Source organism: Streptomyces sp. NPDC057543, from assembly GCF_042801895.1.
In the GTDB taxonomy this organism is placed as follows: domain Bacteria; phylum Actinomycetota; class Actinomycetes; order Streptomycetales; family Streptomycetaceae; genus Streptomyces.
The window spans coordinates 1-14,833 of record NZ_JBHVFF010000215.1; the positions used below are offsets into that span (position 1 = coordinate 1).

The 14,833-nt window shown below is 70.4% G+C and carries 11 protein-coding genes and 1 pseudogene; 5 read left to right on the forward strand and 7 right to left on the reverse strand.

Translation table 11 applies throughout. From position 1 onward, the window contains the following. Positions 1-105: 105 nt before the first annotated feature. Positions 106-1,383: pseudogene (locus ACFU8Q_RS29115) on the reverse strand (geranylgeranyl reductase family protein); the annotation flags it as partial. A 195-nt stretch (positions 1,384-1,578) separates the two neighbouring features. After that, on the reverse strand, positions 1,579-2,271 hold the full coding sequence (locus tag ACFU8Q_RS29120) for a demethylmenaquinone methyltransferase (RefSeq protein ID WP_384459132.1): 693 nt from the start codon (positions 2,269-2,271) through the stop codon (positions 1,579-1,581). A 134-nt stretch (positions 2,272-2,405) separates the two neighbouring features. On the opposite strand from ACFU8Q_RS29120, the gene ACFU8Q_RS29125 reads away from it, so the two are divergent. Beyond that, positions 2,406-3,113, forward strand: coding sequence for a DUF3152 domain-containing protein (locus ACFU8Q_RS29125; protein ID WP_384459138.1), 708 nt, complete (start codon positions 2,406-2,408; stop codon positions 3,111-3,113). 6 nt (positions 3,114-3,119) lie between these two features. On the opposite strand, the gene ACFU8Q_RS29130 is transcribed toward ACFU8Q_RS29125, so the two are convergent. From ACFU8Q_RS29130 to ACFU8Q_RS29145, 4 genes are all read right to left on the reverse strand, one after another. Further along, on the reverse strand, positions 3,120-3,746 hold the full coding sequence (locus tag ACFU8Q_RS29130) for a hypothetical protein (protein WP_384459141.1): 627 nt from the start codon (positions 3,744-3,746) through the stop codon (positions 3,120-3,122). A gap of 7 nt (positions 3,747-3,753) precedes the next feature. After that, positions 3,754-4,953, reverse strand: coding sequence for a cyclic dehypoxanthinyl futalosine synthase (gene mqnC, locus ACFU8Q_RS29135; RefSeq protein ID WP_384459144.1), 1,200 nt, complete (start codon positions 4,951-4,953; stop codon positions 3,754-3,756). A 72-nt stretch (positions 4,954-5,025) separates the two neighbouring features. Further along, entirely contained in the window at positions 5,026-6,897 is a 1,872-nt protein-coding gene (locus ACFU8Q_RS29140) for a serine/threonine-protein kinase (protein WP_384459147.1), read from the reverse strand. Between the two features lie 416 nt (positions 6,898-7,313). Next, on the reverse strand, positions 7,314-8,192 hold the full coding sequence (locus ACFU8Q_RS29145) for a menaquinone biosynthetic enzyme MqnA/MqnD family protein (RefSeq protein ID WP_384459150.1): 879 nt from the start codon (positions 8,190-8,192) through the stop codon (positions 7,314-7,316). A gap of 388 nt (positions 8,193-8,580) precedes the next feature. Between ACFU8Q_RS29145 and ACFU8Q_RS29150 the strand changes: the two genes are divergently transcribed. Together ACFU8Q_RS29150 and ACFU8Q_RS29155 are read left to right on the forward strand one after the other, a co-directional pair. Continuing rightward, the gene (locus tag ACFU8Q_RS29150; RefSeq protein WP_003967102.1) at positions 8,581-8,784 is read left to right on the forward strand and encodes a cold-shock protein; all 204 of its coding nucleotides are present in this window, start codon (positions 8,581-8,583) and stop codon (positions 8,782-8,784) included. A 200-nt stretch (positions 8,785-8,984) separates the two neighbouring features. Beyond that, a complete protein-coding gene (locus ACFU8Q_RS29155; RefSeq protein WP_384459153.1) occupies positions 8,985-9,812 on the forward strand; it encodes a MerR family transcriptional regulator in 828 nt (275 codons plus the stop codon). A gap of 77 nt (positions 9,813-9,889) precedes the next feature. Here ACFU8Q_RS29155 and ACFU8Q_RS29160 read toward each other — a convergent pair whose 3' ends face one another. Continuing rightward, on the reverse strand, positions 9,890-11,122 hold the full coding sequence (locus tag ACFU8Q_RS29160; protein WP_384459156.1) for an amidohydrolase family protein: 1,233 nt from the start codon (positions 11,120-11,122) through the stop codon (positions 9,890-9,892). A 263-nt stretch (positions 11,123-11,385) separates the two neighbouring features. Between ACFU8Q_RS29160 and ACFU8Q_RS29165 the strand changes: the two genes are divergently transcribed. After that, entirely contained in the window at positions 11,386-14,340 is a 2,955-nt protein-coding gene (locus ACFU8Q_RS29165) for a BTAD domain-containing putative transcriptional regulator (RefSeq protein ID WP_384459159.1), read from the forward strand. A gap of 226 nt (positions 14,341-14,566) precedes the next feature. Continuing rightward, positions 14,567-14,761: a sigma-like protein gene (locus ACFU8Q_RS29170; RefSeq protein ID WP_384459161.1), complete on the forward strand. Its 195-nt coding sequence runs from the start codon at positions 14,567-14,569 to the stop codon at positions 14,759-14,761. Positions 14,762-14,833: the final 72 nt, after the last annotated feature.

Here is a 14,833-nt window from a genome sequence, read left to right on the forward strand (position 1 = left end):
GGCACGGGGTCAGCCCGCCCGGTCGGAGTCGGCCAGCTGCCGCAGCGCGTCATCGACGCCGACCGACCCGCTCAGGAGTTGTTGGGACAGCCGCCCCATCAGGTCCTTCGGGGCCACCTTCGACAGACCGTTGATGATGCGGTCCATCGCGTCGCCGCCCGTGGGGTCGGTCAGGTTGGCGAGCATCTTCAGCGTGAACTTCATCAGCAGCGGATGCGTCAGCCCGCGCTGGGTGGCGACCTTCATGACCTTCGGGTTGCCGATCAGCTTCACGAAGGCGCGGCCCATCGTGTAGTAGCCGCCGTAGGTCTCCTTGAGCACCTTCGGGTAGTTGGTGAGCGCCAGTTCGCGCTGGGCCGGGGTGGCGCGGGCATGCGCCTGGACGATGACGTCCGCGGCGATCTGGCCCGACTCCATGGCGTACGCGATGCCTTCGCCGTTGAACGGGTTGACCATGCCGCCCGCGTCACCGACGAGCAACAGGCCCTTGGTGTAGTGCGGCTGGCGGTTGAAGGCCATCGGGAGGGCGGCGCCGCGGATCGGCGTCGTCATGTTCTCCGGGGTGTAGCCCCAGTCCTCCGGCATGGACGCGCACCACGCCTTGAGAACCTCGCGCCAGTCCAACTCCCTGAAGGCGGAAGAGGAGTTGAGGATGCCGAGACCGACGTTGGACGTGCCGTCGCCCATGCCGAAGATCCAGCCGTAGCCGGGCAGCAGCCGGTCCTGGGGGCCGCGGCGGTCCCACAGCTCCAGCCAGGACTCCAGGTAGTCGTCGTCGTGGCGGGGCGAGGTGAAGTACGTACGCACGGCCACGCCCATCGGGCGGTCCTCGCGGCGGTGCAGGCCCATCGCGAGCGACAGCCGGGTGGAGTTGCCGTCGGCGGCGACGACGAGCGGGGCGTGGAAGGTGACCGGGGTCTTCTCCTCGCCGAGCTTCGCGTTGACGCCGGTGATGCGGCCGGTGCGGTCGTCGACGATCGGGGCGCCCACATTGCAGCGCTCGTACAGCCGCGCGCCCGCCTTCTGCGCCTGGCGGGCCAGCTGCTCGTCGAAGTCGTCACGCTTTCGGACCAGTCCGTAGTCCGGGTACGAGGCGAGATCCGGCCAGTCCAGCTGGAGGCGGACGCCGCCGCCGATGATGCGCAGGCCCTTGTTGCGCAGCCAGCCGGCCTCTTCGGAGATGTCGATGCCCATGGAGACGAGCTGCTTGGTGGCGCGCGGGGTGAGGCCGTCGCCGCAGACCTTCTCCCGGGGGAAGGCCGTCTTCTCCAGGAGCAGGACGTCCAGGCCGGCCTTGGCGAGGTAGTACGCGGTCGTGGAACCGGCCGGGCCAGCCCCGACGACGATCACGTCCGCGCTGTGTCCGGAGAGGGGCTCGGTCACGGTCGGATCTCCCGAGGACTCGAAATCGCGTGCCGCGCGGCACCTGTCCCATGCAGTCTATGGGGGCCCGCCGGGCAACTTTCCGAAGGGCTCCCCGATGTCGGCCGGGCCCTCCGTACAGCTGCGGGCGGGAGCACGGAACCGGCCGGCGCCATCTCCCGGTTTCCCGTCAACGGGCTGCACCGGCCCGTTGTTTCAGAGACGTACGCCCCGGTGCAGCGCCACCACACCGCCGGTGAGATTGCGCCAGGCGACCTTGGACCAGCCGGCCTGCTGGAGCTTCGCCGCGAGCCCGGCCTGGTCGGGCCAGGCCCGGATGGACTCGGCGAGATAGACGTACGCGTCCGGATTGGACGACACCGCGCGCGCGACCGGCGGCAGCGCCCGCATCAGGTACTCGGTGTACACCGTGCGGAACGGCGCCCACGTCGGCTGCGAGAACTCGCAGATCACCACCCGGCCGCCCGGCCTGGTCACCCGGTACAGCTCGCGCAGCGCCGCGTCCGTGTCCTGGACGTTGCGCAGCCCGAAGGAGATCGTCACGGCGTCGAAGGTCTCGTCGCGGAACGGCAGCCGGGTGGCGTCGCCCGCGGTGAAGGGCAGCCAGGAGTTGCGCTTCTTGCCCTCCTGCAGCATGCCGAGGGAGAAGTCGCAGGGCACGACGTACGCGCCCGTCGCGGCGAACGGCAGCGACGACGTCGCCGTGCCCGCCGCCAGGTCGAGGACCTTCTCGGCGGGCCGGGCGTGCACCGCCTTCGCTACCTCCTTGCGCCACAGCCGGGCCTGGCCGAGCGACAGCACGTCGTTGGTGAGGTCGTAGTTCGCCGCCACGCCGTCGAACATCGTGGCGACTTCGTGCGGCTGCTTGTCCAGGGAAGCTCGGGTCACCCACCCATTCAAGCAGCCCGGTCCGCGGCGCTTCGCGCCGGTCGTGACCGGGGCCCGGGTGGACTGAACCAATTCGGTCCACCGGCAGTCAGTACAGAGGGGAGCACCGAGTCACCAGGAGCCAGGGGGCCCAGATGTCCGCACAAGGTGCGCGCCGCCGCAGCCGGCTGATCGTCGCCTTCGTCGTCCCGGCGGCGCTGATCTTCGCCGCGGTGGCGGGGACCCGGTGGAGCGCCGGTGGCGACGGGAAGGCGGCCGCGTCGTCCGCGCCCGGGAGCTCGTCGCACACCGGGAGGTTCACCGTCGCCCGCGCCGGCGCCTCGGACTCCTCGGACACCCGCAAGGGCAAGGCCTACCGGGTCGAGGTGGAGGACGGTTCGGGAGTCGACCCCGACCTGGCCGCCGCCGAGATCGCCCGCATCCTGGCCTCGCCACGGGGCTGGTCGCACCACGGCGAGCACACCTTCCGTCAGGTCGCCGACGGCCCGGCGGGACTGGTCATCCGGATCGCCACGCCCCGAACCACCGACGCCGTCTGCGGGCGGAGCGGCCTCGACACCCACGGCGAGGTCAACTGCCGGGTCGGCACCGACGTCATGGTCAACCTCAAGCGCTGGCAGCAGGGATCGCCCGAATTCCACGGCCCGCTCGTCGACTACCGGGCCCTCATCATCAACCACGAGGTCGGGCACTGGCTGGGCCACGGCCACGAGACCTGCCCGGGCAAGGGCCGGCCCGCCCCCGCGATGATGCAGCAGATCTACGGTCTGAAGGGGTGCGTCTCCAACGCCTGGCCGTACGACGCCAAGGGCCACTACCTGGGCGGCCCTTCCGTGCCGTGACATCCCTCAGCTGCGGCGGAAGACCAGCCGTCCGCCGAGCACCGTCGCCGCGCAGCTCCCGGCGCCCGCGGTGCGCAGCGCCGCCGCGTCCCCTGCGGCGAACACCGCCAGATCCGCCGGCCCGCCGACAGCCAGGACCGCGGCGAACGCGTCGGCCGGTTCCCGTACGGACGCCAACGGGTCCAGCGACACGTGTTCCGGCGCCGGGCCCGGAGCGTGCACGCGCAGCCCCGAGCGGGCGACCGCCGTGCGTACGGCGGGGCGGGTGAAGGGGCCGCGCACGGCGGTCGTGCCGTGCCGCAGCATGCGTTGCAGTCCGCGCCGGGCGCTCGCGCCCCAGCGGGCGTCGTCCATGCCGAGGGCGGTGAGCGCGTCACCGGTGAGCGGGTCGCTGCCGAGCTCGTCCGCCTCGCGCGGGTCCGGGTGGTAGGCGGCCTCCAGCAGCGCCGGTGCCCCCGCGTTCAGCAGTCCCGGGGTGATCAGCCCGGACCAACGCCGGATCCGGGCCTGCGGACGGGCGGCGGTCAGCTCCCCGTACGCACCGATGGCGACGACCACGCCGCCGTCCACGGCCACGGAGTCCGAGCCTTCCGGGGCACCGTGCACCGCGTCGGCGGCGTGGATCGTCAGCACGGACGGGCTAGTTGGCGTCGAGGAGCTTCAGCTCCGGGTGTGCCGTGCCGCCCTCGATCGCCGTGGACGAGATGTGCGAGACCACCCGCTCGTCGACCGGGTCGTTCGCCGGGTCGTCGTGCACGACGAGGTGCTCGTACGTCGTGGCGCGCTGGGCCGGCACACGGCCCGCCTTGCGGATGAGGTCGATGATTTCGAGCCGGTTGGAGCGGTGCTTGGCACCGGCCGAGGAGACGACGTTCTCCTCCAGCATGATCGAACCGAGGTCGTCGGCGCCGTAGTGCAGCGACAGCTGGCCGACCTCCTTGCCGGTGGTCAGCCAGGAGCCCTGGATGTGCGCGACGTTGTCCAGGAAGATCCGGGCGATGGCGATCATCCGCAGGTACTCGAAGAGCGTCGCCTGCGTCCGGCCCTTCAGGTGGTTGTTCTCGGGCTGGTACGTGTACGGGATGAACGCGCGGAAGCCGCCGGTGCGGTCCTGCACGTCGCGGATCATCCGCAGGTGCTCGATACGCTCGGCGTTGGTCTCGCCGGTGCCCATCAGCATGGTCGAGGTGGATTCGACGCCGAGGCGGTGCGCGGCCTCCATGATCTCCAGCCAGCGCTCGCCGGACTCCTTGAGCGGGGCGATCGCCTTGCGCGGCCGGGCCGGCAGCAGCTCGGCGCCCGCGCCCGCGAAGGAGTCGAGCCCGGCCGCGTGGATGCGCTGGATGGCCTCCTCCACGGAAACCTTGGAGATCCGGGCCATGTGCTCGACCTCGGATGCGCCCAGCGAGTGGATGACCAGCTGCGGGAACGCCTTCTTGATGGCGGAGAAGTGCTCCTCGTAGTACTCGACGCCGTAGTCCGGGTGGTGTCCGCCCTGGAACATGATCTGCGTACCGCCGAGTTCGACGGTCTCCGCGCAGCGGCGCAGGATGTCGTCGAGATCGCGGGACCAGCCCTTGGCGGTGTCCTTGGGCGCGGCGTAGAAGGCGCAGAACTTGCAGGCCGTGACACACACGTTCGTGTAGTTGATGTTGCGCTCGATGATGTACGTCGCGATGTGCTCCGTACCGGCGTAACGGCGGCGGCGTACGGCGTCGGCGGCCGCGCCCAGTGCGTGCAGCGGCGCCGAGCGGTAGAGGTCGAGCGCCTCCTCCGGAGTGATCCGACCGCCTTCGGCGGCTCGGTCGAGGATGGGCTGGAGGTCGGCCTTCTCGGTCACCGGGCTGTCACCTTTCGGCGGTTTTTCAACGGATCTACGGACCGGTTCACCCTACGCCAGCCCCTGTCGGCGTCAGCTGCCGGACCGGCTGAGCGTGCCGTACGGCAGCCCCGCGCCCCTCTCCTCGGACCGGAAGCGGAGGGTCCCGTCGGCGGCGCGCGTGAAGTGGACGTCGGTGGAGGTGGACGTGCAGAAGGTCGGGTCGCCGGGGCGTTCGGGATCGGCGCGTTCGCGGAGCGTCAGTTCCTTGTCCGTGCCCGAGGAGAGGCGGGCGACGCTGTTGCAGCGGATGGTCACTCCGAGAGCGGAGACCTCCGTGGTCATGCGGACCACGTCCGCGCCCTTCTTCCCGGCGGTGAACACGGCGGTGAGCGTGCCGTGCGACTGCCTGGTGGTCTTCTCGGTGAGCGGGCCCTTCCACGTACCGACGAACTCCTTCGGGAGCTCGGTGACCTGGCCCGGGCCACCCGTGCCCGTGCCCGAGGTCCGCGAGGGTTCCGTGGAGGGGGTGGCGGCGGACGGGGTCCGGCCGACACCACCGTTCTCGGCGCCGTCCCGGTCGCCGCCGCCCGGCATCAGATCGAACAGGTACGCACTGCCCACGGTCACGGCGGCGAGCGCGCCCGCCACGGCGAGTGCGACGGTGCAGCTCAGCCGGCGGCCACGGTTCGCATCGGCGCGGGCCGGGCCGGAGTCCGCGCTGACGGTGACGGAGAAGTGGGGGTCGGACGCGCGCTGCCCGGGCAGCCCGGCCGGCCCGGGTGTCGCCGACGGACCGGCCGGCTCGGCCGTACCGGCGGTCGCGGGCCACGACGGCGGCCCGTTCGGGCGGGGCGGCCGGGTCGGTTCATGCGACAGGGCCGGCTCGACCGGCGGGCCGAACCCACCACCCGCACCACCCCGACCGTTCGCACCGTTCCCCCCGTCCGGACTCTGGGCACCATCCGCACCGACGGCACTACCGGCACCATTGGCGCCCCACGCGGCACCATTGGCGCCCCACGCCGCACTGCTGAACGGCACCGGCCCCGACTGCACCGGCGCGTCCTGCGGCTCCAGATCCAGGAGCGCGACCGCCGCCCGGCTCACCTCGCGCACGAGCGGGCCGGGCAGCCAGCCCGCCGCCACCAGCGCCGCCGCCCCGCCCGGCGCCAGCCGCCGGGCCAGCTCCGTCGGGGTCGGCCGGTCCTCCGGCTCCTTCGCCAGGCACCCGGCGACGACGTCCCGCAACTCCCCGTCCAACTCCCCCAGCTCGGGCTCCTCGTGCACCACCTTGTAGAGCAGTACGGCGGAGGAGTCGCCGAGGAAGGGGGCGCTACCCGTCGCCGCGTACGCGAGCACCGCGCCGAGCGAGAAGACGTCGGCCGCGCCCGAGATGTCCACGCCCCGGATCTGCTCCGGCGCCATGTAGCCGGGCGAGCCGACCGTGACCCCGGTGGAGGTGAGAGAGGCGGTGGCGCCGATGGCGTGGGCGATGCCGAAGTCGATGAGCCGGGGGCCGTCGAGGGCGAGCAGTACGTTGGACGGCTTCACATCACGGTGGATGAGGCCCTGCGCGTGCACCGCCGCCAGGGCCTCCCCCAGTCCGGCACCCAGCGTCCGTACCGCGTGGTCGGGCAGCGGCCCGTGCTCGTCGACCGCGGCGGACAGCGGTGGCCCGGCCACGTAGCCGGTGGCGACCCACGGGATGGGCGCGTCCGGGTCGGCGTCCAGGACGGGCGCGGACCACTGCGCACCGATCCGCCGCGCCGCGTCCACTTCCCGCCGGAAGCGGGCCCGGAACTGCTCGTCGAGAGCGAAATGGGGATGCACGACCTTTACCGCGACGGTACGTCCGCCCGCGCTGCGCCCCAGATAGACCCGGCCCATGCCGCCCGCACCGAGCCTGCCGAGCAATCGGTAGGCACCGATGGTCAGCGGTTCGCCGGCTTCCAGCGGCTGCATATGGACTCCCCCTGTGGACCGGCCGGACCTCCGACCGAAGCCTAGGGGCGAAGGTCATCGGGTCACAGAGGAAACCATCCGCCGATTTCCCCCGTAAGGGAACGAACAACGGCTTTCGACACAACAAAAGGCGTGAATACGTCGTTCATCCGAGCGATTCCGGTACACGACCGGGACTCACCCCGGACGCCGTCCGGGAATCGGCTATTCGACGCGTATTAACCCGAATCGATTCGGGTGCCGGACCGGAGGAAGGGGCGGGAGAAGGGCGGAGAGAAGAACAGGGGAGAAGGGGCGGGAAGCGATATCGGACCCGGAGGTACGGGATTCACCTATATCCCGGCCCATTCCCGCGCCCGGCACACCCCGCGTCCGCGCCGCACTCCGCCCCGTCCCCTCCCGCGTCCCTCGTCCGGTCAGCCGCCGAGCAGCTCGACCTTCACGTCCGCCGGGAAGCCGGTCGTCGGACCGACCCGGCGTGCGAACTCCTGTACGCCGGCCAGCTGATCCGGGCCGAAGCGGAAGTCCAGGGTCGTGAAGTACCGCTCCAGCACCTCCGCGTCGAAGGCCTCCCAGCGCGCCGCCTGCTCCGCGACCTTGGTGACCTCCTCCAGGGAGACGTCCCGCGAGGCCAGGAAGGCCTCGTGCACCTTGCTCACGTGGTGGGGCTCGGCCGCCAGGTAGTCCTTACGGGCCGCCCAGACCGCGAAGACGAACGGGAGCCCGGTCCACTCCTTCCACATCTGACCCAGGTCGTGGACCTGGAGGCCGAGCCGGGGCGCGTCGTGCAGGTTGGCGCGCAACGCGGCGTCGCCGATCAGCACGGCGGCGTCCGCCTCCTGCATCATCAGGCCGAGGTCCGGCGGGCAGGTGTAGTAGTCCGGGTCGACCCCGTACCGCTCGGCGAGCAGCAGCTGGGCCAGGCGCACGGAGGTGCGCGAGGTGGAACCGAGCGCCACCCGGGCCCGGTCCAGCTGGTCCAGCGGCACCTGCGACACGATCACGCAGGACATGACGGGCCCGTCGCAGCCCACCGCGATGTCCGGGAAGGCGACCAGGTCGTCGGCATTGCGCAGGAACTCGACCAGCGTGATGGGGCCGATGTCCAGATCGCCCCTGACCAGCTGCTCACTGAGCTTCTCCGGGGTGTCCTTCGAGAGCTCCAGGTCGAGCAGGGTTCCGGTTCTCGCCAGTCCCCAGTACAGGGGGAGGCAGTTCAGGAACTGGATGTGGCCGACGCGCGGCCTGCTGCGACGGTCGTCGCCTGCGACGGTTGAGACGATTGAATTGTCCACGTCGCGAGGCTAGACCCGTGGTGTCGCCCGGGCGGCACCGGGTACGCGTGGCGTCGCCGGATCCCACCCCGGGCAACCCGCCGAAGCCTTGCCCGCACCCCTGCCCGTACCCCTTGAAGGCGCCTTCGCGGGCCGTTCACGACACCCCTCGCGAGACCCTCCGGGACACCCTCTTCGTCAGCTCATCGGCACGGCAATCAAACATCCGGGTGAAGTGATCTTTCCCTCTACCCTTCCCTACATGCTGCGTGCTAGGCTCGACGCAAGTTGCAGTTTGGTTTCCCTTGCAGTACAGAGCCTGCGGAGCATGTAACCCGCAGGCTTTTGTAGTTTTCAGACTTGTTTGCAGGTTCTGGAGCAGGGCAACCCTTTGGCCCAAGGAGGGCTTATGGCTACCGGAACCGTCAAGTGGTTCAACGCTGAAAAGGGCTTCGGCTTCATCGCCCAGGACGGCGGCGGCCCGGATGTCTTCGTTCACTACTCCGCGATCAACGCGTCCGGGTTCCGCTCCCTCGAGGAGAACCAGGTCGTGAACTTCGACGTCACTCAGGGACCCAAGGGTCCGCAGGCTGAGAACGTCACCCCGGCCTAGTTGCCCGGGTCGGCCGATCGCGGCCGGTCAGCATTACCCAAGGAGCCCCGCTCCTCCGCTTCGGCGGGGAACGGGGCTCCTGCCCTTTTCCGGGAGACGGGCGATATGCCGTGGGAGCGCTTCGGCGCCCACGACGCCGTGGACCGCGACGCTGCGGCGCTTGACCTTGACACCGTGTGAAGCGGTGCAGTGGAGCCATCATGTTCACCATCGGAGACTTCGCCCGGTACGGACGGGTGTCGGCCCGGATGCTGCGCCACTACGACGCCATCGGGCTCCTGCACCCCGACCGCACCGATCCCGCCACCGGGTACCGCCTCTACGGCGCCGCCCAGCTCGCCCGCCTCAACCGCATCATCGCTCTCAAGGATCTCGGCTTCACGCTCCAGCAGGTGCGGGGCGTCCTCGACGAGCAGGTGGGGCCGGAGGAACTGCGCGGGATGCTGCGGCTGCGGCGTGCGGAGCTGGAGGAGGCCATGGCGGCGGCAGCCGCACGGCTTGAGCGGGTCGAGGCGAGGCTCCGGTCGATCGAGAGCGAGGGACACATGTCTGCGGACGATGTGGTGGTCAAGAGTATTGCCCCGGTACGGGTCGCCGAGTTGACCGGCACCGCGGCCGGCTTCGAGCCGGAGCACATCACTCCGGTGATCGGCCCGCTGTACGACCGGCTCTTCCCGCTGCTGGCCACGGTGGGCGTCAGCCCGAGCGGACCCGGGATCGCGCACTACGAGGACGCTCCGCAGGGTGGCGGCGCGGTCGTCGTCCACGCCGGGGTGACGGTCTCCGCCCCGGCGGGCCCGCTCGGGGACACCGGAATCACGGTGGTCGAGCTGCCCCCGTTCGAGGCGGCGACCGTGGTGCACCGGGGCTCGATGAACGGCGTACTGCCGACGGCCCAGACCCTGGCGCGCTGGATCGACGCCAACGGCTACCGGTCCACGGGATACGCCCGCGAGATCAGCCTGGAATGCCCCGAGGACCGGGACGAGTGGGTGACGGAACTCCAGGAGCCGATCACCAGGGCCTGACCCGCTCCGGACACCCATGGGTGGAAGAGAACGTGACACCCGGCGCCGGGAGTGTCACGTTCCCTTCCTCCTCCCCCCTACCGTCCTCCTCCGGGCCCTGCCCACAGCCCGTCGTCCGTCAGCCCCAGCAGGTCGATCGCGTTGCGGCGCACGATCCGGTCCACGACGTCGGCGTCCAGATGCCCCATCTGCGCCTCGCCGACCTCGCGCGACTTGGGCCAGGTGGAGTCGGAGTGCGGGTAGTCCGTCTCGTACAGGACGTTCCCGACGCCGATCGCGTCCAGGTTCTTCAGCCCGAAGGCATCGTCGAAGAAGCAGCCGTAGACGTGCTCGGCGAACAGCTCCGACGGCGGGCGATGGACCTTGTCGGCGACGCCGCCCCAGGCCCGGTTCTCCTCCCAGACCACGTCGGCGCGTTCCAGGATGTACGGAATCCAGCCGATCTGGCCCTCCGCGTACATGATCCGAAGGTTCGGGAACCGTTCGAACTTGCCGCTCATCAGCCAGTCGACCATCGAGAAGCAGCAGTTGGCGAAGGTGATGGTGGACCCGACGGCGGGTGGCGCGTCGGCCGAGGTGGACGGCATCTTCGAGGACGAGCCGATGTGCATCGCGATGACCGTGCCGGTCTCGTCACAGGCCCGCAGGAACGGGTCCCACTCGTCCGTGTGAATCGACGGCAGCCCCAGATGCGGAGGTATCTCGGAGAACGCCACCGCGCGTACACCGCGCGCGGCGTTCCGCCGGACCTCGTCCGCGGCCAACCGGGCGTCCCAGAGCGGGATCAGGGTGAGCGGGATGAGCCGGCCCCGCGCCTCGGGCCCGCACCACTCCTCCACCATCCAGTCGTTGTACGCGCGCACCCCGAGCAGCCCCAGCTCGCGGTCCTTCGCTTCGGTGAAGGTCTGGCCGCAGAAGCGGGGAAAGGTGGGGAAGCAGAGGGCGGACTGGACATGGTTGACGTCCATGTCGGCCAGCCGGTCGGGAACCGAGAAGGAACCCGGGCGCATCTGCTCGTACGTGATGACCTCCAGCTTGATCTCGTCCCGGTCGTAGCCGACCGAGGTGTCGAGCCGGGTGAGCGGGCGGTGCAGATCCTCGTACACCCACCAGTCGCCGATCGGCCCGTCGTCGCCCTTCGCGCCCATCACGGGTGCGAACTTGCCGCCCATGAAGGTCATTTCCTTGAGCGGTGCGCGGACGATCCGCGGGCCGCGGTCGAGGTACTTGGACGGGAGCCGGTCCCGCCAGACATGAGGGGGCTCCACCGTGTGGTCGTCCACCGAGATGATCTCCGGGAAGGTCTCCATGCCTTTCACGGTAGCGTTGATCTGACGAACCGTCAGCTATCTGTACCGGCCCACGTTCCACAATCGTTGTCGAGGGCTTGTGCAGAGAGTCACCCACTGCTGACGTGTCCGCCTCCGACAAGGCAGACTGTTGAGCGCGATACCAGCGGTAGCGAACAATCCGGATTCACCCGTACCCGACCGGTACATGGGCGGGCAATCCGAAACGGACAGCACCAGCACGATCGGCAGGACCGGCGGGGCGAGCAGGGCAGGGGGCAGCAATGGACCGTGATCACGGGCCGCGCATGCATGTTCCGGAGCAGCGAGCTCCACAACAGGCGGCGGCCGACGGCGCCGATCTGCGCTTCTCCGTGCTCGGCCCGGTACGGGCATGGCGGGGCGGCGAGGTGCTGCCGTCCGGTTCACCGCAGCAGCGCGCCCTGTTGACGGCGCTGCTCCTGCGCGGCGGCCGTACCGCCACCGCCTCCGAACTCATCGACGCCATCTGGGGCGAGGACCCGCCCTCGCAGGCGCTCGCCGCGGTACGCACGTACGCCTCCCGGCTCCGGAAGGTCCTCGACCCGCGGACGCTGGTCAGCGACGCCGGTGGATACGCGATCCGGACCAGGCGCGACGCCCTCGACCTGACGGTGGCCCAGGAACTGGCGGCCGAGGCGGACAAGGCCCGTGCGGCCTGCGACCGTGCCCAGGCCCGCGCCCTGTTCAACAAGGCGCTCGGCCTGTGGGACGGCGAGGCCCTGGCCTCCGTGCCCGGCCCGTACGCCGAGTATCAGCGCACCCGGCTGGAGGAGTGGCGGCTCCAGCTCACCGAGACCCGCCTGGACCTGGACCTGGAGGTCGGCCACCATGCGGAGGCGGTCTCCGAACTGACCGCGCTGACCGCCGCGCACCCGCTGCGTGAACGACTGCGCGAACTCCTCATGATCGCCCTGTACCGCAGCGGCCGCCAGGCGGAGGCGCTCGCGGTGTACGCCGACACCCGCCGGCTGCTCGCCGACGAACTGGGCGTCGACCCGCGCCCCGAACTCTCCCAGCTCCAGCAGCGCATCCTGCGGGCCGACGAGGAACTGGCCCGTCCGGCCGACGAACCGGCCCCGGCCCCCGCACCCGTCCGCCCCGCCCAGCTCCCGGCCACGGTCCCGGACTTCACCGGTCGCGCCTCCTTCGTACGCGAACTGGGCGACCGGCTGGCGACCGCCGAGGGTTCGGTCATGGCCGTCTCGGCGCTGGCCGGCATCGGTGGCGTCGGAAAGACGACCCTCGCCGTGCACGTCGCCCACCAGGCACGTCAGCACTTCCCGGACGGTCAGCTGTACGTGGACCTCCAGGGCGCCGGCGCACGGGCCGCCGAACCGGAAACGGTCCTCGGCGCGTTCCTGCGCGCCCTGGGCACGGCGGACTCGGCGATCCCCGACTCGCTGGACGAGCGTGCCGCGCTCTACCGCTCCACGCTCGACGGCCGCCGCGTCCTGGTCCTCCTCGACAACGCCCACGACGCGGCCCAGATCCGCCCCCTCCTCCCCGGCACCGCGGGCTGTGCGGCCCTGGTCACCAGCCGCGTCCGCATGGTCGACCTGGCCGGCGCCCACCTGGTCGACCTGGACGTGATGTCACCGGAGGAGGCGCTCCAGCTCTTCACCCGCATCGTGGGCGAGGAGCGCATCAACTCCGAGCGCGAGGCCGCCCTCGACGTGGTCGCCGCCTGCGGCTTCCTCCCCCTGGCCATCCGCATCGCCGCCTCCCGCCTGGCCGCCCGCCGCACCTGGACGGTCTCGGTCCTGGCCGCCAAACTCGCCGACGAACGCCGCCGCCTGGACGAGCTCCAGGCCGGCGACCTCGCGGTGAAGGCCACCTTCGAACTCGGCTACGGCCAGCTGGAGCCCGCCCAGGCCCGCGCCTTCCGCCTCCTCGGCCTCGCCGACGGCCCCGACATCTCCCTGGCCGCGGCGGCAGCCCTGCTGAACCTGGAGGCCCACGCGGCGGAGGACCTCCTGGAGGCCCTGGTCGACACCAGCCTCCTGGAATCGGCCGCCCCGGGCCGCTACCGCTACCACGACCTGGTACGCCTCTACGCCCGCTCCTGCGCCGAGCGCGACGAACAGCCTCCCGAGGAGCGCGAATTGGCGCTGTCGCGACTGCTGGACTTCTATCTGGCGACGGCGGCGGGGGTGTATGCGCTGGAGCGGCCGGGGGATCGGCTGGTCGCGCATTTGCAGCCGACGCAGTACCCGGGACTCAAGTTCGATGACCGCCATGCCGCTTTGGACTGGCTCTACGCCGAGGCGAACTGTCTTTTGGCCTGCGCACAGCAGTCGACAAGTCACAGCATGCTACGCAGAGCGGTGGATCTGCTGTGGGCCGCGAAGGACTTGGCGGAGTCGGGAGCAAACTCGAAACAGTACGAACTGGCAGCTTTGGCAACGCGGGACGCGGCCCAAGCCTGCGGCGACGCACACGCGGAGGGCCGGGCCAGAACCACCATCACCAATGTTCACATCGTGGCGGGCCGATTCGATGAGGCCGATGACGAGGCGCGACAGGCCATGGAGCTCGCGAGTTCGGCCGAGGACCCCGTCCCCAACTGCTGGGCACCCAACGACCGCGGCGTGATCGCGATCTACCAGGGACGGCACGAGGAGGGCGAACAGCACCTGCTCCTGGCCATAGAGAACTTCCGGGCCGACAACAACGACGTCGGCCAGGCAAGCGCTCTGTGCAACCTTTCTCGCATCCACGTCTCCCTCGGCCGCATGGCCAGTGCGATAGAGCTCGCACAGCAAGGCATCGACATCTACGACCGCATGGGGCTCAGTCTTCGCCTGGCCAACGGACGGTACGCCCTGGGCATCGCGTTGACGCAAGCCGGCCGGTTGTCCGAGGCCTTGAACCAGCTCACCGAGGCACTCGCACTGTTCCATGACAACCGCCAGCCGCTCTGGGAGGGCGTCACGCACTTTCGGCTGGCCGAGGCTCATCTTGCCGCGCGGCGGCCTACCCAAGCGGCGGCCCACGCGGAGCAGGCAATCGCTCTGCGTGGCATCGGCGGCGAGTGGCGCCGAGGCACGGTGTTGACGGTGCTCGGCAAGGCGCTGGACAGCATCGGCCAACCCGACCGTGCCAGGGCCTGCTGGATCGAAGCACTCGCCATCTATGAACAGTTGGGTGCGCCCGAGGCGGAGGAAGCCCGTCGCTTGCTTGCACCGGCCGCCGCCTAGTCAGGGCGGTCATCGTTCGTTCTAGTCAGGGCGTTCATCGTTCGTTTATCGCGGGAGGACACTCTCTACTTCATCGAGCCGTCGCGTCGGGGGGCAGACGGATCGACGGTGAGGCCGTGCCCGTAGGGTGAACGGCTCCAGGATGCCCGTCCGGCGATCCACGGGGGAACCGCCGGACGGGCATCGCCGACCTTTTGCACGGACTGACTCACGGGAGCTGACGACGATGAGCGAAACAAAGAAGACCAAGGACGATCTGCTCAAGCCGCAGGACAACCACGCATCCGACGCCGAAGCCAGCGTCGCCGTGACCCAGGACAACCACGCTTCCGGCGGAGGCGTGACCACGCTCGACAACCACGCCTCGGGCGAAGAGATCACCACGCTCGACAACCATGCGTCGGCGCCGAAGCCCAACTAAGACCTCACCCGCACGGGGAGCGGCCGCGGCGGCGCGGAGGGGGAGCCGTCGCGGCCGCTGCGTGTCTACATG